General features: G+C 65.0%; 17 protein-coding genes. 7 read left to right on the top strand and 10 right to left on the bottom strand.

Annotated elements, in window-relative coordinates; translation table 11 throughout:
- The first annotated feature begins 57 nt into the window (after positions 1 to 57).
- The 3 genes from RSO41_RS07520 to RSO41_RS07510 all read left to right on the top strand — a co-directional run bounded on the left by RSO41_RS07520 (position 58) and on the right by RSO41_RS07510 (position 3,110).
- On the top strand, positions 58 to 1,488 hold the full coding sequence (locus RSO41_RS07520) for an ATP-binding protein (RefSeq protein WP_315618470.1): 1,431 nt from the start codon (positions 58 to 60) through the stop codon (positions 1,486 to 1,488).
- The gene (locus RSO41_RS07515) at positions 1,485 to 2,189 is read left to right on the top strand and encodes a response regulator (RefSeq protein WP_315618469.1); all 705 of its coding nucleotides are present in this window, start codon (positions 1,485 to 1,487) and stop codon (positions 2,187 to 2,189) included. Before RSO41_RS07520 ends, RSO41_RS07515 begins: the two co-directional genes overlap by 4 nt.
- A 93-nt stretch (positions 2,190 to 2,282) precedes the next feature.
- Complete coding sequence (locus RSO41_RS07510; RefSeq protein WP_315618468.1) at positions 2,283 to 3,110, top strand: AraC family transcriptional regulator; 828 nt, start codon at positions 2,283 to 2,285, stop codon at positions 3,108 to 3,110.
- Positions 3,111 to 3,136: 26 nt separating this feature from the next.
- Here the strand turns inward: RSO41_RS07510 and RSO41_RS07505 are convergent, their stop codons facing one another.
- Positions 3,137 to 3,739 (bottom strand): LysE family translocator, encoded by a 603-nt coding sequence (locus tag RSO41_RS07505; protein WP_315618467.1) that lies wholly within the window; start codon positions 3,737 to 3,739, stop codon positions 3,137 to 3,139.
- A 176-nt stretch (positions 3,740 to 3,915) separates the two neighbouring features.
- Between RSO41_RS07505 and RSO41_RS07500 the strand changes: the two genes are divergently transcribed.
- The 3 genes from RSO41_RS07500 to RSO41_RS07490 all read left to right on the top strand — a co-directional run bounded on the left by RSO41_RS07500 (position 3,916) and on the right by RSO41_RS07490 (position 7,301).
- Positions 3,916 to 4,566: a hypothetical protein gene (locus RSO41_RS07500; protein WP_315618466.1), complete on the top strand. Its 651-nt coding sequence runs from the start codon at positions 3,916 to 3,918 to the stop codon at positions 4,564 to 4,566.
- 214 nt (positions 4,567 to 4,780) lie between these two features.
- Positions 4,781 to 6,829, top strand: coding sequence for a choline BCCT transporter BetT (betT, locus tag RSO41_RS07495; RefSeq protein WP_315618465.1), 2,049 nt, complete (start codon positions 4,781 to 4,783; stop codon positions 6,827 to 6,829).
- 112 nt (positions 6,830 to 6,941) lie between these two features.
- Positions 6,942 to 7,301 carry a DOPA 4,5-dioxygenase family protein gene (locus RSO41_RS07490; RefSeq protein WP_315618463.1) on the top strand — a complete coding sequence of 120 codons (360 nt, stop codon included), beginning with the start codon at positions 6,942 to 6,944 and terminating at the stop codon, positions 7,299 to 7,301.
- A 69-nt stretch (positions 7,302 to 7,370) separates the two neighbouring features.
- Here RSO41_RS07490 and RSO41_RS07485 read toward each other — a convergent pair whose 3' ends face one another.
- From RSO41_RS07485 to ptsP, 4 genes are all read right to left on the bottom strand, one after another.
- Positions 7,371 to 8,891: an aldehyde dehydrogenase family protein gene (locus RSO41_RS07485; RefSeq protein WP_315618462.1), complete on the bottom strand. Its 1,521-nt coding sequence runs from the start codon at positions 8,889 to 8,891 to the stop codon at positions 7,371 to 7,373.
- 160 nt (positions 8,892 to 9,051) lie between these two features.
- Positions 9,052 to 10,794 (bottom strand): PTS fructose-like transporter subunit IIB, encoded by a 1,743-nt coding sequence (locus tag RSO41_RS07480; protein ID WP_315618461.1) that lies wholly within the window; start codon positions 10,792 to 10,794, stop codon positions 9,052 to 9,054.
- Complete coding sequence (gene pfkB / locus RSO41_RS07475; protein ID WP_315618579.1) at positions 10,791 to 11,768, bottom strand: 1-phosphofructokinase; 978 nt, start codon at positions 11,766 to 11,768, stop codon at positions 10,791 to 10,793. The genes RSO41_RS07480 and pfkB overlap by 4 nt, the downstream gene beginning before the upstream one ends.
- Entirely contained in the window at positions 11,768 to 14,641 is a 2,874-nt protein-coding gene (ptsP, locus tag RSO41_RS07470; protein WP_315618460.1) for a phosphoenolpyruvate--protein phosphotransferase, read from the bottom strand. The genes pfkB and ptsP overlap by 1 nt, the downstream gene beginning before the upstream one ends.
- 180 nt (positions 14,642 to 14,821) lie before the next feature.
- Here ptsP and cra point away from each other — a divergent pair, with 180 nt between their 5' ends.
- A complete protein-coding gene (gene cra, locus RSO41_RS07465) occupies positions 14,822 to 15,835 on the top strand; it encodes a catabolite repressor/activator (protein ID WP_315618459.1) in 1,014 nt (337 codons plus the stop codon).
- 24 nt (positions 15,836 to 15,859) lie between these two features.
- Here cra and RSO41_RS07460 read toward each other — a convergent pair whose 3' ends face one another.
- The 5 genes from RSO41_RS07460 to RSO41_RS07440 form a co-directional block, all read right to left on the bottom strand.
- A complete protein-coding gene (locus RSO41_RS07460; RefSeq protein ID WP_315618458.1) occupies positions 15,860 to 18,037 on the bottom strand; it encodes an ATP-binding protein in 2,178 nt (725 codons plus the stop codon).
- A gap of 51 nt (positions 18,038 to 18,088) precedes the next feature.
- Entirely contained in the window at positions 18,089 to 18,601 is a 513-nt protein-coding gene (locus RSO41_RS07455) for a molybdopterin-dependent oxidoreductase (protein ID WP_315618457.1), read from the bottom strand.
- Between the two features lie 126 nt (positions 18,602 to 18,727).
- Entirely contained in the window at positions 18,728 to 19,156 is a 429-nt protein-coding gene (locus RSO41_RS07450) for a universal stress protein (protein ID WP_315618456.1), read from the bottom strand.
- An 11-nt stretch (positions 19,157 to 19,167) separates the two neighbouring features.
- Positions 19,168 to 21,762 (bottom strand): TRAP transporter permease, encoded by a 2,595-nt coding sequence (locus RSO41_RS07445; RefSeq protein WP_315618455.1) that lies wholly within the window; start codon positions 21,760 to 21,762, stop codon positions 19,168 to 19,170.
- Positions 21,763 to 21,901: 139 nt separating this feature from the next.
- Positions 21,902 to 22,882: a TAXI family TRAP transporter solute-binding subunit gene (locus tag RSO41_RS07440; protein WP_315618454.1), complete on the bottom strand. Its 981-nt coding sequence runs from the start codon at positions 22,880 to 22,882 to the stop codon at positions 21,902 to 21,904.
- Positions 22,883 to 22,947: the final 65 nt, after the last annotated feature.

Below are 22,947 nucleotides of genomic sequence, written 5' to 3'. Positions count from 1 at the left end.
CGCCCGCTCCGCGACGGTATCCTGAGGTATTGCTCCCTGCTCGAGGACGACCCACGTATGCGCCCCTCCCGCCCCTCCTTCTCGCGACTCGGCATCAAGCTGTTCGTGATCATACTGGTGGTCAACGTGGCCATCTCGGGGCTGGTGTTCATCGCCGTGTCGCGCAGCCTCGATCAGGGCTTCATCGAATATCTCGACCGGACCCAGACGCGCCGCGCCGAAACCCTGGCCGAAGGCCTCGCCGATGAATGGTCGCGACGCGGCGATTGGCAGTGGCTGCGTCAATCGCCACGCGCCTGGCATCATCTGGTACGCCACCAGCTCTGGCCCGGCGATGCGCCGCCACCGGAGGGCATCGAACGACGCCTGGGCGATCCCAAGGATTTCGTGCTCCATGACGCCCGTGGCCTGCCGGTCATCGGGCTGCCACCGGACAACGACCGGGATGCCGCCGAACTGCGCTGGCTGCCGATCATCAGCGACGGCGAACAGGTCGGCACCCTGGGCTACCGACCGCCCCAACAGTTGATGGCACGCATGGACCGCATCTTCCTCTCCCAGCAGCGCCGAAACCTGGCGATCATCGTCGCCGCCCTGGGGCTGGCCTCGCTGCTGCTCGCCGGTGGCCTCTCGTGGTGGCTGGGGCGCCGAACCGGCGGCATGACGCTGGCCACACGGCGTCTCACCGAGGGGGATTACAGCACCCGCCTGACCGAGCGAGGCCGCGACGAGCTGTCACGCCTGGCCCGCGACTTCAACGTCCTGGCCGCCACCCTGGAAGCCAGCCGCGAGGCCCGCAGCCGCTGGGTATCAGACATCGCCCATGAGCTGCGCACCCCGCTCGCCGTACTACGCGGCGAGATAGAGGCGATGCAGGACGGCGTGCGTCCCCTGAGCCTGGACAGCCTCGGCTCGCTAGGCCAGGAAGTCGGCCAGCTCGAACGCCTGGTCGCCGACCTGCGCCTGCTCTCCCAGAGCGACGCCGGAGCCCTCGAGGTGCAGTTGGCCCCCCTCGACCTGGCCGACACCCTCGCCTCGCGTCTCGATGAGGCCGAAGGCTGGCTGCACGATGGCGGTTTCACACTGGAAACCGCCATCGACGGCCCCGCCTGGATTCGCGGCGATACCCAGCGCCTTCGCCAGCTCTGGACCAACCTGCTGGACAACACCTGCGCCTACACGCATTCCCCCGGACGACTACGGGTCACGCTCACCCGCCAGGGCGAGTCCTGGCGGCTCCATTGGGAAGACAGCTCGCCCGGCGTTCCGGAAGCCGAACTGCCACGCCTGACCGAGCGTCTCTATCGTGTCGAGGGCTCGCGCAGCCGCGCCAGCGGCGGCAGCGGTCTCGGCCTGTCCATTGCCATGGCGCTGGCCCGGGCCCATGGCGCCGACATGACACCCAGCGTGTCGGTACTGGGCGGGTTATGCTGGACGCTGACCTTTCCGGCCATCACCGACCACCAGCTCAGAGGGGATGACACATGAGCCGCATCACTACCGACAGCGTCCTGATCGTCGAAGATGAGCCCAAGATCGCTCGACTGGTGGCCGATTACCTGGAGGGCAGCGACTACACCACTCACCATATCGACCACGGCGACGCGGTACTGCCCTGGTTCGAATCCCTGGATGCCGTCCCCGAACTGGTCCTGCTGGATTTGATGCTGCCGGGCACCGATGGTCTGACCCTGTGCCGCGAGATCCGTCAGCGCTGGCCGCGGATTGCGATCATCATGCTCACCGCCCGGGTCGAGGAAGTCGACCGCCTGCTGGGACTGGAGCTCGGCGCCGACGACTACATCTGCAAGCCATTCAGCCCCCGCGAGGTCGTGGCCCGCGCCCGTGCCGTGCTGCGCCGTAGCCGGGCGACCGACGACACCCCTCACGCGGGCGGCACTGCCCTGACCCTGGACGACGATGGCTGGTGTGCCATGGCCGATGGGCACGACCTGGCCCTGACCGCGGTGGAGTTCCAGCTGCTGCGGGTGATGATGCACTCGCCCGGACGCATCTTCTCCCGCGAGCAGTTGATGGATCACATGTACCGCGACCACCGCATCGTTTCCGAACGAACCGTGGACAGCCACGTCAAGAAGCTGCGCAAGAAGATCGCCGACATCTGGCCGGATCGCGAGATCATCCGTTCGGTTTACGGCGTGGGCTACAAGTACCAGCCCGAAGAATGAAGGATGACGTCCGGCCGAAGCTGATCTAGTGTCCTGTATCAGAGGCTGAATGCGCTCGCCACCTCTTCAACGAACTCCGAAACAGGACACTAGATGGCACATCACCGGGACATCATGCGCTTCTGGCGTGACCCCGCTCTGCCGTTTCTCGAGGCACGCCGGGTCACGGACGGTCGCCGCGTCTGCTACGAAAGGCACAGCCACGATACCTTTTCGGTCGGCGCCATCACCGGAGGCTACAGTACTTACTGGAACCAGGGCCACACGGAACGCGTCGCCCCGGGGACGGTCGTGGTCATGAATCCCGAAGAGGTGCACGCCTGCAACCCCATCGACGACCGCCCCTGGTCGTATGACATGCTCTATCTCGACAACGACTGGCTGGCCGGCCTGCAGCACGAGCTCGGCGCCCCCGCCCACCTCGATTTCCAGACCTACTCCGCCCGCTCGAGCCGTCATCCGGCACTGTATCGGCGACTCGTCAGCCTCTGCGACACCCTGTTCGCCCCCGATGCCACACGCCTCGCCCGGGAAACCCGGGCCACCGAGCTGGTCGTCGAGATGCAGCGCCGACTCGCGCCGCGGATATCGCCCATCGAGGAATCACCTCTCGGCTTGAGGCGAGCCGCGGACTACATCGATACCCACTGTACCGAGGCCATCGGCCTGGACGACATCTGCCACGCCGCCGGCCTGTCGCGCTCCTACCTGGTGCGCCGTTTCAAGGCCCACTACGGCATGACACCGCACGCCTTCCTCATCAACCGCCGCATCCAGCTCGGCTGTGCCAGACTGCGTGCCGGCCAGCCCATCGCCGACGTCGCGGCCGACTGCGGTTTCTCCGACCAGGCGCACTTCCAGCGCACCTTCAAGCGCCTGCGGGCCACCACACCCGGCCAATACCTCGGCGGCACCGGATAGCCGGCGATCAGCCGACAGGTGTTGCGTTACAGGCGGGCCACCACCAGATACCCCGCACTGACCAACAGCAGCAACGCCAGGACACGGTTGACCAGGCGTACCTGGGACGCGTCACGCAGCCAGTGGCGAAGACAGGCACCGGCCACGGCCCAGCAGGCGATCGAGAGATAACAGATCACCAGGTAGAGCAGCGCGAAACGCAGGATCAGGCCGACCTCGCCATTGGCGGCATAGGCTCCCATCCCCGCCAGCGAGGCCAACCAGGCCTTGGGGTTGAGCCACTGCATGATCGCGCCCTGCAGCATGGAAGGTCCCCGGGTGTTCCCGCCGTCTCCGAGCCGACCATCGTCGACGCCGAGCTTGATCGCCATGTAGCCGAGAAAGGCCACGCCGGCCCAGCGAACCCCCTCGATGATCGACGGCCAGCGCTCCAGCAGCTCATGCAGACCCAAGCCGATCAACAGCAACAGCAGGGTGAAGCCCAGGGAGGCGCCGGCGACATGCCGCATGCTGGCGCGCAGACCATGGCGTGTCCCGGCGGACAAGGCCACGATATTCACCGGTCCCGGCGATATCGACGCGGCCAGGGCGAAGGCCGACATGGAAAGCAGCAAGCTGAGCGTCATCATCACGCTTCTCCCGTTTCGACTGGACTGTTCCCGTGCAGAATACGCGGGCCCCGCCGGATGGTATTGAACGCTATTGCCCTCTGCCGCCTCCTCGGTGTTTGCACGCTTGGTACACCGACCTTGCACGCCGGAAACCGATACTGACCTCGTCACTTCAGGACACAAGGAGTCTGTTCATGACGACATCGCTTTCCCGCAAGCTGCTGATGCCTGCCCTGCTGGCCGCCCTTGTCGCACCGCTGTCGCTTGCCGCCAGCGCGTCCCCCGACCATGCCCCCCGCCACGGCGACCACCACAAAGACGTGCGCCAGGCGCTGTTCGAGCGGGCCGGCATCGACCAGCAGACCCGCGACGAGCTCTCCCAGGCCCGCGAATCTTATCACCAGTCGATGGACGAGCTACGCGCCGAGCACCGCCAACAGGTCGACGAAATCCTCGGGGACGATGGCAAGGCCGCCCTCGCCAAGGCCAGGCAACAGCTTCGCGAGGAACATCGCGCCGAGCAACGTCAGGCACGCGAGGCACGCATCGATGCCCTGTTCGACGAATGGGAACTTTCCGAGGCGACCCGCGAGGCCCTGGCCACTCAGCGTGACACCTTCCGCGCCAAGGCCGAGGCCCTGGGGGAACGCGAGTTCGAGAACCCCGAGGCCCGCCACCAGGCCTGGAAGGAACTGATCCAGTCCCATCGCGAGGCGTTGTCCGACTATCTCGACGACGACCAACTCCATGCCCTTCGCGATGCCATGCGGCCCGAAGGCCATGGTCCCGACCGCCCCCATGGTCGTGGACACGGCCACAAGCACCCGGGACCCATGAACGGCTGATCCCGGCCTCCCGCCACTTCCCGTCACCTCCTGCACTACGCCCGGCCCTGCGCCGGGCGTAGTGCGTCGGGCTCGGGCTTCTCTCCCCATGGCCCTCCTGCCCACAGGCCCCGCCACTCGGTCGATTCCGTCCTTCGACTTGCAGTCGGCGAGGGATGTGCGTATTTTATTTGAACATTCATTTAAAAAAAGAGAGCTAAGGAGGATATATTGAATGTCGGATAACCACGCCATTCCCGAGAAACGCGACCGGATAAACCGCACGGTCTTCCACGGCAGTGTGGCCGGTATCCTGGTCTTCCTGATCCTGACCATGACGTTCACCGAGGAGGCCGGCGCCTTCTTCGACGCCGGCCTGGCCTGGGTGAACGACACCTTCGGTTGGTATTACATGCTGGCCGCCGTGGTCTATCTGGTCTTCGTGATCGTCATCGGTTGCTCACGCGTCGGCAACATTCGACTTGGACCCGACCACTCCCGCCCCGAGTTCTCGCTGGTCTCCTGGGCCTCGATGCTGTTCGCCGCCGGCATTGGCATCGATCTTCTGTTCTTCTGTGTGGCGGAGCCGTTGTCCCACTACCTGGCACCGCCCGACATGGCACCTGAGAGTGCCGCGGCGATGCGCGCCGCCGTGCCCCAGACCTTCCTGCACTGGGGGCTGACCGGCTGGGGCATGTATGTCCTGATGGGCATGGCACTGGCCTATTTCAGCTACCGCCACCGCTTGCCACTGGCCATCCGCAGCGCTCTCTTCCCGCTGCTCGGCAAGCGTATCCACGGCCCCATCGGCAATGCCGTCGATATCACTGCCGTGATCTCCACCGTGTTCGGCATCGCCACCAGTCTCGGCATCGGCGTGATGCAGCTCAATTACGGGCTCACCTTCATGTTCGGTGTGCCCGAGAGCCTTTCCACCCAGGTGGTACTGATCGTGCTGGTCGTGATACTCGCGACCATTTCGGTCGTCACCGGCGTGGAGAAGGGCATCCGTCGCCTGTCCGAGTTCAACATGGGGCTGGCCGCCCTGCTGCTGCTGTTCGTGCTCTTCCAGGGCGATACCCTGCACCTGCTCGACGCCCTGGTCCTCAACGCCGGCGACTATCTGAGCGGCTTCGTCGGCAAGAGCTTCGACACCTATGCCTTCGCCGGGCCCGATGCCCAGCAGTGGAAAGGCTGGTGGACCATCTTCTTCTGGGGCTGGTGGATCGCCTGGACGCCCTTCGTCGGCCTCTTCCTGGCTCGCATCTCGCGTGGCCGCACCATTCGCGAATTCGTCATCGGCGCCCTGCTGATCCCGCTCGCCTTCATGATGGCCTGGATGTCGGTCTTCGGTAACAGCGGCATCGAGATGGTCGCCAATCAGGGACTGGCGGAGCTCGGCCAGGAAGCCCTCAACTCACCGCAGACCACCATCTACACTTTCCTCGAGCAGTATCCGTACATCGGCATCACCGCCTCGGTGGTGACCCTCCTCGGCATCGTGTTCTTCGTCACCTCCGCCGACTCGGGCGCCCTGGTGCTGGCGAACTTCACCTCGATCCTGTCCGACGTGAACCACGACGCGCCGATCCGTCTGCGTATCTTCTGGTCGGTGGCCATCGGCCTGGTCACGGTGGCCCTGCTGATGGCCGGCGGCCTGTCGGCCCTGCAGAGCGCCGTGGTGATTACCGCCGTGCCCTTCTCGCTGGTGATCTTCGCCATCATGGCCGGCATGGCCCGGGCCTTGAAGCTGGAAAGCACCAAGGCCGATGCTCGCCAGCATGTCAGTGGCGCCGCCCCCGGCGGCGACTGGCGCGAACGCCTGGATCGTGCCCTGGACACGTCCAACCGCGCCGGCGCCGCCGCCACCATCGAGCATGCCATCCGCCCGGCCCTGCGCCAGTTCGCCGAAGAGCTCGAGGGCCGCGGCCAGGCAGCGACGGTCAGCGAGGAGACGGTCGACGGCGAACCCTTGCCCTATCTGACACTCCAGGTGGGCTTCGACGATGCCGCCAGCTTCGTCTATCAGGTTCGCGCCCACCGGCTGCGCACGCCGAGCTTCCTGCCGGTGGATGACGACTATTATGTCCGCCTCGATGTCTATCTGACCGAGGGCGGCGCCGACAAGGACCTCAACGGCTACACCCGTGGCCAGGTCATCGGCGACGTGCTCGCCGAGTACGAACGCCACCTGCACTTCCTGGCCCTGGCCGGGGAAGGCGGCAACGTACAGGCCATGCCTGGCTCGGTGGGCGACCCTCCCCAGGACCTCAGCCCGGCCTGAGACGGATGCTCTTCACGACGGCGACCCAAGGGTCGCCGTCGTCGTTCACGGGCCCGTGAAGACGAGGCTCGGGTCGGGTAGGCTGAGGAGTGTCCCAGCCCAGGAGGCTCCCATGCCCGACTCCAGCTCCCTCGATACCGCCTGTATCCGCTACTACCATGCCCATCTCTACTACCGCGACGCCAACGGCCTGGCCGAGGCGCGGCGCATCGCCGAAGCGGCCGCCGCGCGCTTTGACATCCGGGTGGGGCGCTTCCACGAGCGCCCGGTGGGCCCCCATCCACTGTGGAGCTGCCAGCTGTCCTTCGCCCCGTCGGTCTTCGCCGAACTCGTGCCCTGGCTGGCGCTCAATCGCGGCGACCTGGACGTCTTGGTGCACCTGGGCACCGACGACGATCTGTTCGACCATACCCAGGGCGCGATGTGGCTCGGCCATAGCCACTCCCTCGACCTCAGCGCCTTCAACGCCTGAGCGAGCACGCAGACACGAGGGGCGCGACCGGTGTCGCGCCCCTCGCTATCGCGTGCGCTTCCTTGGCGTTCAGAAGAAGCCGAGCGGGTTGCTGTCGTAGCTGACCAGCAGGTTCTTGGTCTGCTGGTAGTGCTCGAGGGCTATCTTGTGGGTCTCGCGGCCGACCCCGGACTTCTTGTAGCCGCCGAAGGCCGCATGGGCCGGATACTGGTGGTAGCAGTTGGTCCACACGCGGCCGGCCTGGATGCCGCGGCCCATGCGGAAGGCCACGTTCATGTCGCGGCTCCACACCCCGGCGCCGAGGCCGAACTCGGTGTCGTTGGCGATGGCCAGCGCCTCGTCCTCGTCCCGAAAGGTGGTCACGCCCACTACCGGGCCGAAGATCTCCTCCTGAAAGACGCGCATCTTGTTGTGGCCCTTGAGCAGGGTCGGCTGGATGTAATAGCCCTTGTCATAGGCCGGGTCGAAGCTCTCCTGGCCGCCGCCGGTGAGGAACTCGGCGCCCTCCTCCCGGGCCACCTCCATGTAGGACATGATCTTGTCGAACTGCTCCTGGCTGGCCTGGGCGCCGACCTGGACGTCGGTATCCAGCGGATTGCCGCGCTTGATCGCCTGGGTGCGCTCGACCACCCTGGCCATGAAATCGTCGTACATCGACTCCTGAATCAGCGCCCGCGACGGGCAGGTGCACACCTCGCCCTGGTTGAGGAAGGCCAGCACCAGTCCCTCGACGGCCTTGTCGATGAACTCGGGCTCGGCGTTCATGATGTCGGCGAAATAGATATTCGGCGACTTGCCACCGAGCTCCACGGTGGAAGGGATGATATTGGCCGCCGCGCACTCGAGGATGTGCGAACCCACTGGCGTCGAGCCGGTGAAGGCGATCTTGGCGATGCGCTTGCTGGTCGCCAGTGCTTCACCGGCCTCGGCCCCATAGCCGTTGACCACGTTGATCACGCCGGCGGGCAGCAGGTCGCCGATCAGCTCCATCACCTTGAGGATCGACGCCGGGGTCTGCTCGGCAGGCTTGAGCACCACGCAATTGCCCGCCGCAAGCGCCGGCGCCAACTTCCAGGTGGCCATCAGGATCGGGAAGTTCCAGGGGATGATCTGCCCCACCACGCCGAGCGGCTCGTGGAAATGGTAGGCCACGGTGTTAGCGTCGATATCGGCTGCGGTGCCCTCCTGGGCGCGGATACAACCGGCGAAGTAGCGGAAGTGGTCCACCGCCAGCGGCAGGTCGGCGTTGAGGGTCTCGCGCACCGCCTTGCCATTGTCCCAGGTCTCGGCGACGGCCAGCATCTCGATGTTGTCCTCGATGCGCTGGGCGATCTTCAGCAGGATATTGCTGCGCTCGGTGGCCGAGGTCTTGCCCCAGGCCGGCGCCGCGGCATGGGCCGCATCCAGCGCCTTGTCGATGTCCTCCGCGGTGGAGCGGGGAATCTCGCAGATCACCTCGCCGTTGACCGGGCTGACGTTATCGAAATACTGCCCCTTCACCGGGGCGACGAACGCGCCCCCGATATAGTTGCCGTAACGCGCGGCGAAATCGACCAGGGCATCGGGGGTACCGGGGTTGGCATAGATCATGGCATGGCTCCTGAAGGTTATCGTTATGAATGACACTCCCCAGTTTTGGCCATACAGATCGAGCGGGACATACACCTTTGGCAGGACAACGCCTCCCGGATTGACCGGGAGGCAAAGGCGCGCTGGCTGACACCCGGCAATCGCCGGGCCCGGTGCGACGTCAGCCCTCGGCCGCCATCGTCCCGGTCTTGTCACTGCGCTTGATCAGCGCATAGCCCAGGCCGGTGACCAGCGAGCCGGCGACGATGGCCAGCAGGTAAGGCAGTACCGGCGTGATGGCATTGGGGATCAGCAGCACGAAGATGCCCCCATGGGGTGCCATCAGCTTGGCGCCGAACAGCATCGCCAGCGCGCCGGTCAGGGCGCCCCCGACCATGCTCACGGGAATCACGCGCAACGGGTCCTTGGCGGCGAAGGGAATGGCCCCCTCGGTGATGAAACACAGGCCGAGCACGAAAGACGCCTTGCCGGCCTCGCGCTCCGGGTCGGCGAACTTTCCGCGGGCCACGAGGGTCGCAATGCCCATGCCGATGGCCGGCACCATGCCGGCCGCCATGATCGCCGCCATCGGCGCATAGCTCTCAGAGGCCAGGAGCCCCACGCCGAAGGTATAGGCGGCCTTGTTGACCGGCCCACCCAGGTCGAAGCACATCATGGCACCGAGCAGGGTCCCCAGCAGCACGGCATTGGCCGAGCCCATGTCCTCGAGAAAGGCCGTCAGGGCAGCGAGAATACCGGCCACCGGCTCGCCCACCACGTAGATCATCACCAGGCCGGTGACCAGGCTGGCCAGCAGCGGGATGATCAAGATCGGCTTGAGCGACTCGACGCTGGCCGGCAGCTTGATGTAGCGGGTCACCGCCCAGGCTGCATAGCCGGCCAGAAAACCGGCCAGGATGCCACCGATAAAGCCAGCGCCGATATCGGACGCCAGCATGCCCCCGATCATCCCCGGCGCGATGCCAGGGCGGTCGGCGATGGAGTAGGCGATATATCCCGCCAGTACCGGGATCATCAGCGCGAACGCCGTGCCGCCGCCGATCTCCATGAGCGCTGCGGGCAAAGTGCCCTCTTCCTTGAAGGCCTCGATGCCGAACACGAAGGAGAGTGCGATCAACAGGCCGCCGGCAACCACCATCGGCAGCATGAAGGACACCCCGGTCAGCAGGTGCTTGTAGACCCCCTTCTCCTTGATGCTTTTCTTTGCTTCCCCCTTGCCGGAGGCCATACCCTCGTGCTCCACCTCGGCCTCCGCCAAGGCCGCTTCGATGGTCGGCCGTGGTTTCTTGAGGGCATTGCCGGTGGACGTGCGGTAGATCCGCTTGCCGGCGAAACGGGTGGGATCCACTTCGATGTCGCAGGCCAGGATCACCACCTCGGCGGCAGCGATCTCTTCCTCGGTGAGGCCATCCTGGGCACCTACCGAGCCCTGGGTTTCCACCCGAATCTCGTGGCCGAGCGCCTTCCCTGCTTCACTGAGCGCTTCTGCGGCCATGAAGGTATGCGCCACGCCCGTCGGGCAGGCGGTCACAGCGACGATGCGTTGCCCCCCGGTCTCGCCCGTCGGTGTCTCGTTCGCCGTTTCCTCGAACACGAAGGGGCGTGCATCGCGCTCGGCGCGTGCCAGAAAGGCCTCGGGATCGGGCAATGCCTGATCGAGCGGTGCCTGGAAGACAGACTTGCCGGCAAAGCGCGAGGCATCGGGAATTCGATCGGCGGCCACCACGACCAGTTCGGCGGCCTCCAGGGTGGCGTCATCGACCGGCGTGACGGCCCTCGCCTCGCCATGCACTTCGGTCGTCACGTGCCAGCCCCGGCGTTCGGCGGCGCCCTGCAGGCGGCGCGCGGCGAGATAAGTGGTGGCCATGCCGCTCGGGCAGGCGGTGATCAGGATCACATTCATGCAAGCGCTCCCCCTGCGTCGTCGCCCTCTTCCAGGCGGTACACGCGAGTCTGTCGTTGGAGTTCGGAAAAATCGTCGGCATCCGGGCGCCCCACGCCGACATGCCGCACGGCCTCGGCAGACAAGGCCGTGGCCAGGCGCAGCGCGACATCGGGTGAGACATCGTCGAGCACGCCATGCAGCAGCGCCGCCACCAGCGTATCGCCGGCGCCCACGGTATTGACGGCCTCCACCCGGGGCGGCATCGCTTCCCAGGCACCACGTCGACCGAGCCACAGCACGCCCTCGGCACCAGCGGAGACCACCGCCTCCTCGGCGCCGGCATCACGCAGGCGCTGCGCTGCGCCGTGCCGTGCCGAGGCATCAAGCGATGTTCGGCCCATCCAGACGGCGAGCTCATGCTCATTGGGCTTGACCGCCGTGGCACCCGCCGTGATGGCCGCATCGAGCGCCGGACCGCTGGTATCCACCCATACCGGCAGGCCTGCCGCGCGCCCCAGGGCGACCAGCTCGGCCAGCATGGCAGGCGTGACACCAGGGGGCAGACTCCCGGCGATCACCACCGCCCGGGGCCGAGGAGAGAATGCCTCGCAGCGCTGCGTCAGCCTGTCGATCAGACGGCGCCAGGCGTCGGCGTCGATGACCACGCCCGGCCCATTGATATCGGTGACACGACCGTCGTCCTCGGCCAGCTTGACGTTGGTGCGGGTCTCGCCCGGAACCCGCAGGAAGGCATCCTCGATACCCAGGGTCTCGAAGGCACGGCGAAAGGCACCATCGTTGTCGGCACCGAGAAAGCCCGACACCGTTACCTCGTGCCCCAGCGCTACCAGCACCCTGGCCACGTTGACGCCCTTGCCGGCGGCTTCCAGATGTGTCTCGCGCGTTCGGTTGACCTCGCCGGGCGACAGTCGCTCGAGGCCGATCGACAGGTCGAGTGCCGGGTTGAGGCTTAGGACCATGATCGAGGCCATCATGCGTCCTCCAGGCCATCGCGCACCTCGTCCGCGGTAGCCCGAGTCAGCGCTCGTCGTGCCTGATCCCGGGCATCCGCCAGATCGAACTCGCGCAGCCGCGCCTTGACCATCGGCACCTGGCGGGCACTCACCGAGAGCTCATCGACGCCAAGCCCCACCAGTACCGGCACCGCCGCGGCATCCGAGGCCAGTTCACCGCAAACCCCGACCCATTTGCCATGGGCATGGGCCGCCTCGACGGTCATCTCGATCAGTTTCAACACCGAGGGGTGCAGTCCGTCGGCCTGGGCGGAGAGCTCGGGGTGCCCACGGTCGATGGCCAAGGCGTACTGGGTCAGGTCATTGGTGCCCACCGAGAAGAAATCCGCCTCCACGGCCAGGCTCGACGCCAGCAAGGCGCTGGAGGGCACCTCGATCATCACCCCCAGCTGGACATCGGTGGAGCGCTCGTGCTCCGGAAGTTCGGCGAGCAACCGATCGAGCATTCCCCGGGCGATGCGCAGCTCGGCCACATCCTTGACCATGGGCAGCATGATGCGCAGTGGCCTGCCGGCGGCAGCCCGGAGCAACGCCTCGAACTGCGTTGCCAGGACCTCGGGACGCGTCAATGCCAGGCGAATGCCGCGCAGGCCGAGGAAGGGGTTGTCTTCCTGGGGTACCGGCCAGTACGGCAACGGCTTGTCGCCCCCCACGTCCAGGGTCCGCGCCACCAGGGGACGCCCATCCAAGGCATCGAGCGCCTCACGATACTCCGCTATCTGAGTGTCGAGATCCGGCGCCTCGGCGTGGGCCATGAACAGAAACTCGGTACGCAGCAGGCCGACTCCCTCGGCCCCCCGCGATACCGCATCGGCGGCATGCGCCGTATTGCCCAGATTGGCCGCCACTTCGACGCGATGCCCATCCCGCGTGCCGGCCGGCTCGAAGCGGGCCTCCCAGGCCTCGCGCTCGCGCTGCTCGCGTTCCGCCAGTTGCCGCTCGGCCCGTTGGCGTCGCGCCTCCCCCGGGGCCGGCACGACCCGGCCTCGCTCGCCATCGAGAATCAAGGGAGTGTCATTTTCCAGGGACAGGATGCGCTCGCCGGCACCAACCACGGCGGGAATGCCCAGCGCCCTGGCAAGAATCGCGCTGTGCGCCGTAGCGCCCCCCCTGGCGGTCAGCAGGCCACGTACCCGCTCGGTATCGAGGCGGGCCACATCCGAGGGGCCGACATCATCCATCACCAGGATATAGGGATGCGTCGGCGGTTCAGGCAAGGCCACGTCACACAGCCGCCCCAGCACCCGTCGTCCTACATCCCGCAAATCGGCGGCACGCTCGGCAAGCAACCGATCAGCGAGCATTTCCTGGGCCCGGGCGGCAGTGTCGATGGCATTCCACCAGGCGGCCTCGGCGGAACGTCCTTCCTGAATGCCCTCTCGAGCGGCCTGCCGCAGCTCTGGGTCCTCGAGCATTTCCTCGTGCATGGAGAGAATCTCGGCGACCTCCCCGCCCGGCGCGCGGCGTACCAGCTCGGCAAGCTGTTCGCCACCCTCGCGGACCGCCACCTCGAGTCGATGCATTTCGGCGTCGGGATCATCGGCCTCGAGGGAGTAATCGAAACGCGGCGTGCGCATCACGAAAACCGGGGCAATGGCCAGGCCCGGCGAAGCCGCCACTGCTTGATGAACGGTATCGTCGGGCAAGGGAGCCGGCGCGTCATCCGTGTCGGCTGCCACGGCCGTTGGCGCGGACTCACGACTGTCGTCGAAAGGCTCCACCGACTCGCCGAGCCCTTCGGCGACCGCCTTGTCGATGGCCGCCAGGGCCGGTTCGGCGTCCTCTCCCTCGGCGGAAAACACCAACCATTGGCCACGTCGAGCACCGAGTCCGATGACCTTGGTCAGGCTGGTAGCCGACACCGGCTCGGCACCGCCTTCCACCAATCGCACCCGGATCGGCACGGTCTGTTCACGGGCCACCTGAACGAGTTGCTTGGCCGGGCGCGCATGCAAGCCATGGGCATTGAGCACCCGCACGCGTTGCGTATGCGTCGACGCCCCCTCGCCGGCCAGGCACGCCAGCACCGTTTCGGCATCGGCACGCCGCAGCGTCTCGATCTCGCCGCTCTCCAGCAGGGTGGCGAGCCGCTCCAGCAGTTCCAGGTGCGCGTCTTCCCGCGCCGCCAGACAGAACACGCCATTCACGACCTCGCCCTGTACCTCGAGGGCGGTGGCGGGGGTCGCCAGCGACAAGGCCGGCACCGAGACGTCACGACGGGCCATGGCCAGCCAGGTACCCTGTCCAAGCCGTCGGGGTGTCATCCCGGCAATCTCGGCGATGAAGCCATCCTCGACACAGCCGGCCTGGCGCAGCCTGGCCGCCCCCGCCAGCGCCAGTTCTCTAATATCGCGGGCCGGCATCCCCAGGCACAGGGTATCGGCGTCGAGACGGGCCTTGGCCGGAATACGGGACAGCAGCGCCACCACCTCGTCGGCATCACCGGCACTGGCCAGCCGCTCGGCGACATCGTCACGGTCCAGCACATGGGTCAACTGACGCAGGATATCCAGATGCTCGTCGTTCTGAGCGGCGATGGTCACCAGCACATGGACTCGCTGCCCGTCGTGCCACTCGATGCCCCGGGGAAACTGCAGCACCCGAATGCCGGTGCGCCGTACATGGATGCGGCTTTCCGGCGTGCCATGAGGAATGGCGATGGCATTGCCCAGATAGGTGGAGGACTGTGTCTCCCTGGACAACAACCCTTCCCGGTATGCCGGCTCGGCCAGTTCCGCGCCGACGAGAGCCTCGGCGGCAAGATCCAGGGCCGATCGCCAGTCCTCGGCCCGGCAGTCGAGCAGAATGTCGCTTTCGCGTAGCGTCAGCATGCGTTTCTCCTGTGCGGTGGTGACGCGACCGGGATAGCCCCGAAAGCTGAATCGTGTCACCTTGATGATTTCAATGCTGGATCGATTCATACTGTATGGCAAGCTTGAACGTCTACGACTTTGGCAGAAGCCTGGCACGACGTCGCTACCGCCATCGACCGCTACGCACCGGAAGACGCCATGACGCTCGCCGAAATTGCCCGACTGGCCGGGGTCTCACGCACTACCGCCAGCTATGTCATCAACGGCAAGGCCCAGGAACGCCGCATCAGCCAGGATACCGTCGACCGGGTCATGGCGGTGGTGGGCCGATACCATTATCGGGTCGACGCCCAGGCCGCCGCCCTGCGTCGCGGCTCCAGCCGGTTGCTTGGCTTGATCGTTCCCGACCTGGAAAATGCCAGCTACGCACGCCTGGCCAAGTTGCTGGAGCATGGCGCCCGACAACGCGGCTATCACCTGCTGATCGCTGGCTCGGATGATGACATGGCAGGCGAACGGGAACTGGCCCTGGCGTTGAGGGCCCAGGGCTGTGATGCCCTGATCACCGCCAGTTGCCTGCCGATGGAAGCGCCCTTCTACCGGGACCTGATGGAAAGTGGGTTACCCGTGGTGGCGATGGACCGAGGCCTTGACCCGACACATTTCGCCAGCGTGGTCAGCAACGACCGGGAGGCTGCCGAGTGGCTCACCCGCTCGGCGCTCGACGCCCCGGTGAACCGGGTCGCCTGGTTCGACGCGGTCCCGGCCCTGTCGATCAGTCGCGAGCGTCGCGCCGGCTTTCAGGATGCCCTGGCCCGGCACGATGTCGCGGCCAGCCTGCACAGTGCGGAGCGTTATGACCGTGCCGCCGGCGCGAACCTGATGCGCGAGCTGCTCGATCAACATGGTCTGCCCGATGTCCTCATCACCGCGTCCTACACCCTGCTGGATGGCGTCTTCGATGTCCTGCTGGAGGATGGCCGCCTGCCCGATGGTCTGCGCCTGGCGACCTTCGGCGATAATCGGCTACTGGATTTCCTGCCCCTGCCGGTAGATTCGGCGGTTCAGGATCACACCCGCATCGCCGCCACCACCCTGGCATGCGCCGAAGCGGCGGCCAACGGCGACTACCGCCCCGGTCACCAAGTCATCGGCCGAACGCTCCACCGACGCTCCGCGCCCCCGAGCCATCGCCAGGGTGCGCACGCCTGACGCCCCATCGCCCCGACAGGTGTTTCATCGGCTCGACGGGGCCGAGACATCGAACGCTTGCAGGGTCTGCGCCAGACGTTCCTCCAGGCGCTGCACATCGGCCTGCGCACTGTCCAGTACGCCCTCTTTGCCGGCCCGTTCAAGACGCAAGGCCGCGTCGGCGACCTTCACGGCGCCCAGACTGGCGGACTCGCCCTTGAGCTGATGGGCCTGGTAGCGTACCGCCTCGGCATCATGGCGCGTCACGGCGTCCTTCAATGCCGCCAGGTGCTCACGTGACTGATCTCGGTAACGCGCCACCAGGGCGACCAGGTCATCATCGCCGAGGCTCTCCTTCAGGGCACCGAGGACGTCATCATCCAGCAACGATTCCGGCTCCACCGTCGCGGCCCGGACCCTCGGCTCATCCCGTCCCCGATGCAGATGGCGGCGCAACATCACCTGCAGGGCATCCTGGAACAACGGCTTGACCAGATACCCATTCATCCCGGCCGCCAGACAGCGAGCCTGATCCCCGCCGGGACCTCCGGCGGTCATGGCCACGATCGGCACCTCGGCCATCCAGCCTCCGCGTTCACGAAGCCGGCGCGTCACCTCCAGGCCATCCATGTCAGGCATCTGAACATCCATGAAGATCAGGTCGAAACGCTCCGTTTCAACGCGTTCCAGCGCCTCCTGACCGGAACAGGCCAGACCGACCCGGCATCCCAGCTTGTCCAGCATGGCGGTGGCAACCTGCTGATTGACGGGATTATCCTCCACCACCAGCAGTCTGGCACCGCCCAGGACATCGTCATCCTCGCGAGGCGAGCCGTTATCCAGGGGGACCGCTTCATTGGCCCCCGCCACCAGCGGCAACCGAACCCAGCAACGGCTGCCGACGTGCACTTGACTCTCCATGCCGATGCGCCCTCCCAGGGCCTCCACCAGCCGCTTGCAGATTGCCAATCCCAACCCGGTGCCACCAAAGCGCCGGGCAGTGGATGGATCGCCCTGCTGGAAGGGTTCGAACAACTTCGCCTGGCGCTCTGCTTCGATGCCACAACCGGTATCGATGACATCCATCCCCAGTTCGCCATCATCGGTGACGAAGGCCTCCACGCGTACTTCGCCTTGCTCGGTGAACTTGATGGCATTCGACAGCAGGTTCAACAGGATCTGACGCAAACGCCCTGGATCGCTGACGACATGCGGCGGCAGGGAAGGATCGATCCATGCAGACAGACGAATACCCTGCGCTTCGGCATGGGGCGTGAAGAGCGACAGCGCACCATTCACCAGCTTGGCGAGTGACAGCGACCGGGTTTCCAGGTCCAGGCGCCCGGCTTCGATCTTTGAGAAGTCCAGAATATCGTTGATCAATTCCAGCAGACGTTGCGCACTGTCATGGATGGTATCGGCATAGTGTCGGGCACCATTCGGCAGGCTGTGCTCCGCCAGGAGTTCGCTCATGCCGATCACACCATTGAGCGGCGTACGGATCTCATGGCTGACGGTCGCCAGAAACTCCGACTTGGCCTGACTGGCCGACTCGGCCCGACGCGCCGTGACTTCCAGCTCGTCGCTCAAGGTTTCCAGGGCTCGTCGGGCGGCGGCGTTGTCACGGGATTCGCGAACCAGGAACGTCACCACCATCATCGCCGACACGCTCATGGCCAGAATCAATACCAGAAGCAACCCATACAGCCATTTCAAGCGGCCACGCTCCCGTGTCGACGCTTCAGCCAGATGGCCATTGATGGTCACGATCAAACGTTCGGTGGGCTCGCTCAGCTCGACCAGCTGTCGGCTCATTCTGGCCTGGGTCTCGGCATCCAGGGTACCGGCCTCGCGGATGATGGCGTCGAGTGCCTCGAGATGCCGTTCAATCTTGCCCGACAAGCGTTCGGCGAGCGGGATCGACTCGATGAGGTCGGCAATCTCGCCGCCTTTCAGCAGGGTCAGCCGACTATAGAGCAGCTCGAAGCGCAGCCGAGCGTCCTCGAGCGCCCCATCACCGGGCTCGTGCGACGCCAGGAAGTTGCGTAACTGCACGACATCGCGATCCAGCTTGTAGGCATGCCAGGTGGCATCCTCGCCCACACGCCAGATCAGGCTATCCTGTCGCCAGGCCACCAGCCCCACCACCAGCAAGGCAGCGGCAAACAGCAACAGGGCAGAAATGGCGCCGAGCTTGAGACGCAGGGGGTATTGCTGAAGCACCGACACCTCCTGGCAGGCACGGGGAAACACCACTGTCGATCTTTGGCGTCCTCAGTACACGAAGATACGATTCACCTGCCATACCGAGCGAAAGCGGATGGCCTCGGTCTTGAGATCGGGATGTTCATCGAAGGGATACACCACGAACAGAGGACCGAAGTCCCGAATCGGCATCGGCTCACCATTGCGACGCATGGCCAGGATCACGTCATAACGCTTGAAATCACTGACCGGAATCCGGGCCTCGAAACCGTTCAGGGCCCCGACCCTCACTTCATCGCCGTCGGCGCCCACGGCATCCAGCAAGGCCGAAAAGAGAGGGCCCTCGAAACACCCGGGGCCGGGCTGCCAGGGCGTCGTCGTGTCGATGGTGCGCGATGCCAGGCGATCGAGCATGGCACGATCGAAACGTGCCTCGTCACCAACATTGGGATGCGCTATATCACCGCGAATGGTCAGGATCACCTCGCCGCTGGGGGGAGGCAGGGGCGCCGCCTGAACGGCGACACCCAAGGCTGCCACCACCAGACCGATGATTACCGTGAATACAAGCCTCAGGGACATGCGAAACATCTCGATTACCGATCATGGCGCCAAGCCTACGCGATTCACGTGCCACATGCAGTGACAGTCTCGTCACACCGTGCCCCGACACGCCCGAGGCACGGTTACAAGCCATCAGGACAGGTTTCACCGCACGATCATCACCGACACCTTGCTGTGATGCACCACATGCTCTGCGTTGGGGCCAAGGACATAGTCGGTGAACTTGCGTTTGGTATGCGAGGCCATGACGATCAGGTCGGCCTCGACCTTCCTGGAGGCCTTGATGATCGCTTCCCAGGGCGAGCCGTCGACGATCACGCTCTGGACCTGGATGTCCTCCGGCACCCGGTCCCGAATGAACGCATGCTGTGCATCGCTGACCGCCTCGCGCGCCTTGTCGACGAAATCTTCAGGAAAGAATCCGCCGACCATCGGCATTTGCACATCGGGCAACACCGTCACCACATGCAGAGAGGCCCCGAAGGTTCGGCATAGCGTCAGTGCCGTGGGCAGGGCCTTGGACCAGGAAGCGTCCTCGTTGAGATCCACCGGTAACAGGATCTTGCTGTACATGGTCTACCTCCTCAGGCCGACACCGGCTCGCCATCGCGACTCCGACGCCGACGCTGCAGCCATACCACCAGAGCGAACACCAGGAAGGCCGGTATCCACATCCACTCCTTCGTCCAGCGCTCTACTGGCGCCAGGACTTCGATGATTTCCTGATCGAAATCGAAACCGAGCTCCGCTGCCTGGCTGCCATAGGTCACCATGTCGACCACGGCCCGCTCATCTTCCATGCGCAATTCGAGCCCGAGGTTGGTCATGCGCTCCTCGGCACTGTCACCATCCGGCACCGGCAGGGTCATGTAGGTGCTCATCGGGTCGCCGTAGGCATCCTCGCCATGAATCTGCAGGCGCAGGGTGCTGTCCTCGTCGACATTGCCCAACGCCTCGACGAATTGCGTCGGCGGGATCGAGCGATACGGATCATGGATCATGTCCATCCAGAAACCGGGACGGAACAGCGTGAAGGCCACCAGCAGCAGCAGGATCGACTCATACCAGCGATTGCGGGTGATCATGAAGCCCTGAGTCGCCGCCGCGAAGATCAGCATCGCCAGCGTGGCCACCACGAAGATCAATACGCCCTGCAATGGCGAGACATCGATCAACAGCAGGTCGGTATTGAAAATGAACAGGAAAGGCAGCGCCGCGGTACGCAGGCTGTAGTAGAAGGCCTGGAAGCCGGTACGAATGGGGTCGCCCCCCGAGACCGCCGCCGCGGCGAACGATGCCAGCCCCACCGGCGGCGTGACATCGGCCATGATGCCGAAATAGAACACGAACAGATGCACCGCGATCAGCGGTACCAGCAGGCCGTTCTGCTCGCCCAGGTGGACGATCACCGGTGCCAGCAGGGCCGATACCACGATGTAGTTGGCCGTGGTGGGAAGCCCCATGCCGAGAATCAGGCTGAGCACGGCAGTGAACAGCAGGATCAGCATCAGGTTGCCCATCGACAGGATCTCGACCACATCGGCCAGCACCAGGCCCACCCCGGTCTGGGAGACGGCCCCGACGATGATCCCGGCGGTCGCCGTGGCGATACCGATACCGATCATGTTGCGGGCACCGGTCACCAGGCCGTCCCACAGATCCAGAAAGCCTTCGCGAACATCGGCGCCGAAATTGCTGCGATGTCGGAACATGGCCATGATGGGGCGCTGGGTCAACATGATGAAGATCATCAAGACCGTCGCCCAGAAGGCCGACAGCCCCGGCGACAACCGCTCCACCATCAGGCACCAGATCAGCAGGACAACAGGCAGGATGTATTGCAGACCGACCATCACCGTGGGGCGTGTCTGCGGCAGGGAATAGATCGGTTCGTTGGGATCATCGAGTTCGAGCTCGGGATAGCTCGACCCCAGCTTGAGCAGGGCCACGAAGATCACCACCAGGGCCAGGGCCACGACCCAGGGCGTGGCGCCACCGAGTAACGGCTTGAGCCACCCCAGCCCGTAATAGACCACCAGGGCGGTGACCATCATCAGCAACAGGCCGCCGAGGAAGCCGATCACCTTGCGCACCAGTGGCTTGGGCGGATTGCTGCTCTCCAGCCCCTGCATGTTAGCCTTGAGGGCCTCGAGGTGAACGATGTAGATCAAGGCGATATAGGAAATCAGCGCCGGCAGGAAGGCGTGCTTGATGACCTCGACATAGGAAATCCCGACGTACTCGACCATCAGGAAAGCCGCCGCCCCCATCACCGGAGGCATGATCTGCCCATTGACCGAAGAAGAGACCTCGACGGCACCGGCCTTCTCGGAGGAGAAGCCGACCCGCTTCATCATCGGGATGGTAAAGGTGCCGGTCGTCACGGTATTGGCGATCGACGACCCGGAAATCAGGCCGGTCATGCCGGATGCCACCACGGCAGCCTTGGCCGGCCCCCCCTTGTAGTGACCCAGCAGCGAGAAGGCCACCTTGATGAAATAGTTGCCGGCGCCCGCCTTGTCCAGCAGGGCCCCGAACAGCACGAACAGGAAAACGAAACTCGTCGACACCCCGAGCGCGATGCCGAATACCCCCTGACCGGTCAACCACTGGTGGTTGATCAAGCCATAGAGGCTCACGCCACGGTGCGCCAGGATACCCGGCATCCACGGCCCGGCCAGCGAATAGATGATGAAGATGCTGGCGATGATCGTCAGCGGCGGGCCCAAGGCACGTCGCGTCGCCTCGAGCAGCAGCAACAGCCCCATCACCCCGATGATCACATCCTGCAGGATCGGCGCCCCGGGACGCTGGGACAGTTGCTCGTAGAACACGAAGGTATAGGCAGCGGCAGAGGCCGCCAGGATGGCCAGCACCCAATCCAGCAATGGAATCCGGTCCCGCGGTGATCCCTTCAATGCCGGATAGGCCATGTACGCCAGGAGCAAGGCGAAGGCCAGGTGAATGGAGCGCGCCTCGGTGGCATTGAAGACCCCGAACCCGAACACGAATGGCAGCGGGGACGCGATCCATAATTGAAAAAGCGACCATGCCGCCGCGATGCTCACCAGCAACTTGCCCGGCATGCCCGCCGGCTTGCGGGCGCCCGAATCGCTCGAGGAAACCATATCCTCGAGATCGACCTCGGTGTCCGGCCCCCTCTTCTTATCCTCAGTCATAAGCGTGCCCTGCTCTGAATCGGTTGACACTCCCCGTGCGGTACCGACGACCGACCGGCACCGCAAACGCAAAACGCGGCCCCTCGGCAAGGGACCGCGCATCCTTCAACGAGATGCATGTGATCTCATTCGATTCCGATCACTCGATCCAGCCCTGCTCGCGATAATAGCGTGCAGCCCCTTCATGCAACGGTGCAGACAGACCTTCGGAAATCATGTTCTCGGGCTGCAGGTTGGCGAAGGCCGGATGCAGCTGCTTGAAGCGATCGAAGTTGTCGAACACCGCCTTGACGGTCTGGTAGACAACATCGGAATCGGTTTCGGCGGAAGACACGAAGGTCGCTGCCACACCGAAGGTCTCGACATCATCCGGATTGCCCTTGTACAAGCCGCCCGGGATGGTCGACATGGAGTAATAGGGGTACTCGTCGACCAGACCCTGGATGGTCTCGTCATTGAGCGGAACCAGCTTCGAATCGACGGTGGTGGTGGCTTCCTGAATGGCCCCGTTGGGGTGACCCACCACATAGGCCATGACGTCGATGTTGTTGTCGGCGAGCGCAGAGGCCATCTCGGCGGCATCCAGTTCGGAGGCCAGGGAGAAGGTATCCTCGGTCCAGCCCTTGGCATCCATCACCACTTCCATGGTGTTGCGCTGCCCGGACCCTGGATTGCCGATATTGACGCGCTTGCCTTCCAGGTCGTCGAGCGTCTCGACGCCAGCGTCGGCTCGGGCCAGCAGCGTCAACGGCTCGCCATGCACACGGAAGACCGCACGCAGATCCTCATAGGCCTCACCCTCGAAGTTTCCGGTGCCATTGTAAGCCTGGTACTGGACGTCGGACTGAGCGACCCCCATGTTCAGCTCACCGCTGCGAATGCCGTTGATATTGGCCACCGAGCCACCGGTCGAAGGGGCATTACACTTGATATTGGCGTCTTCCAGGCGATTGACCAGGCGACATACCGACTGGCCGACCACATAGTAGACGCCGGTCTGGCCACCGGTGCCGATGGTGATGAACTGCTCTTCTTCCTGCGCCATGGCCGGCGACGCGAACATCGCGGCCCCAAGCAGAGCACCGGAGAAAGTGGCGGCGGAGAAAACATGGCGTTTCATGGACACACCTCATTGTGACGTTATGGTCGAAGCGTTCGATCGACGAGCCCGTGTCGGCGATCGTC

Origin of the sequence: Halomonas sp. I1 (assembly GCF_032334135.1) — a bacterium.
Lineage (GTDB): Bacteria > Pseudomonadota > Gammaproteobacteria > Pseudomonadales > Halomonadaceae > Halomonas.
Note: the sequence above shows the minus strand (reverse complement) of the source record. Positions and strands in the feature narration are given on the sequence as shown.

What these genes read in the sequence shown, in the direction of transcription:
- RSO41_RS07510 (WP_315618468.1), top strand. Translation starts at nt 2,283, where the DNA reads ATGGCACATCACCGGGACATCATGCGCTTCTGGCGTGACCCCGCTCTG.
- RSO41_RS07440 (WP_315618454.1), bottom strand. Translation starts at nt 22,882, where the DNA reads ATGAAACGCCATGTTTTCTCCGCCGCCACTTTCTCCGGTGCTCTGCTT.
- betT (WP_315618465.1), top strand. Translation starts at nt 4,781, where the DNA reads ATGTCGGATAACCACGCCATTCCCGAGAAACGCGACCGGATAAACCGC.
- RSO41_RS07455 (WP_315618457.1), bottom strand. Translation starts at nt 18,601, where the DNA reads ATGTCCCTGAGGCTTGTATTCACGGTAATCATCGGTCTGGTGGTGGCA.
- RSO41_RS07485 (WP_315618462.1), bottom strand. Translation starts at nt 8,891, where the DNA reads ATGATCTATGCCAACCCCGGTACCCCCGATGCCCTGGTCGATTTCGCC.
- RSO41_RS07480 (WP_315618461.1), bottom strand. Translation starts at nt 10,794, where the DNA reads ATGAATGTGATCCTGATCACCGCCTGCCCGAGCGGCATGGCCACCACT.
- RSO41_RS07505 (WP_315618467.1), bottom strand. Translation starts at nt 3,739, where the DNA reads ATGATGACGCTCAGCTTGCTGCTTTCCATGTCGGCCTTCGCCCTGGCC.
- RSO41_RS07445 (WP_315618455.1), bottom strand. Translation starts at nt 21,762, where the DNA reads ATGACTGAGGATAAGAAGAGGGGGCCGGACACCGAGGTCGATCTCGAG.
- RSO41_RS07515 (WP_315618469.1), top strand. Translation starts at nt 1,485, where the DNA reads ATGAGCCGCATCACTACCGACAGCGTCCTGATCGTCGAAGATGAGCCC.
- cra (WP_315618459.1), top strand. Translation starts at nt 14,822, where the DNA reads ATGACGCTCGCCGAAATTGCCCGACTGGCCGGGGTCTCACGCACTACC.
- RSO41_RS07500 (WP_315618466.1), top strand. Translation starts at nt 3,916, where the DNA reads ATGACGACATCGCTTTCCCGCAAGCTGCTGATGCCTGCCCTGCTGGCC.
- pfkB (WP_315618579.1), bottom strand. Translation starts at nt 11,768, where the DNA reads ATGGCCTCGATCATGGTCCTAAGCCTCAACCCGGCACTCGACCTGTCG.
- ptsP (WP_315618460.1), bottom strand. Translation starts at nt 14,641, where the DNA reads ATGCTGACGCTACGCGAAAGCGACATTCTGCTCGACTGCCGGGCCGAG.
- RSO41_RS07520 (WP_315618470.1), top strand. Translation starts at nt 58, where the DNA reads ATGCGCCCCTCCCGCCCCTCCTTCTCGCGACTCGGCATCAAGCTGTTC.
- RSO41_RS07490 (WP_315618463.1), top strand. Translation starts at nt 6,942, where the DNA reads ATGCCCGACTCCAGCTCCCTCGATACCGCCTGTATCCGCTACTACCAT.
- RSO41_RS07450 (WP_315618456.1), bottom strand. Translation starts at nt 19,156, where the DNA reads ATGTACAGCAAGATCCTGTTACCGGTGGATCTCAACGAGGACGCTTCC.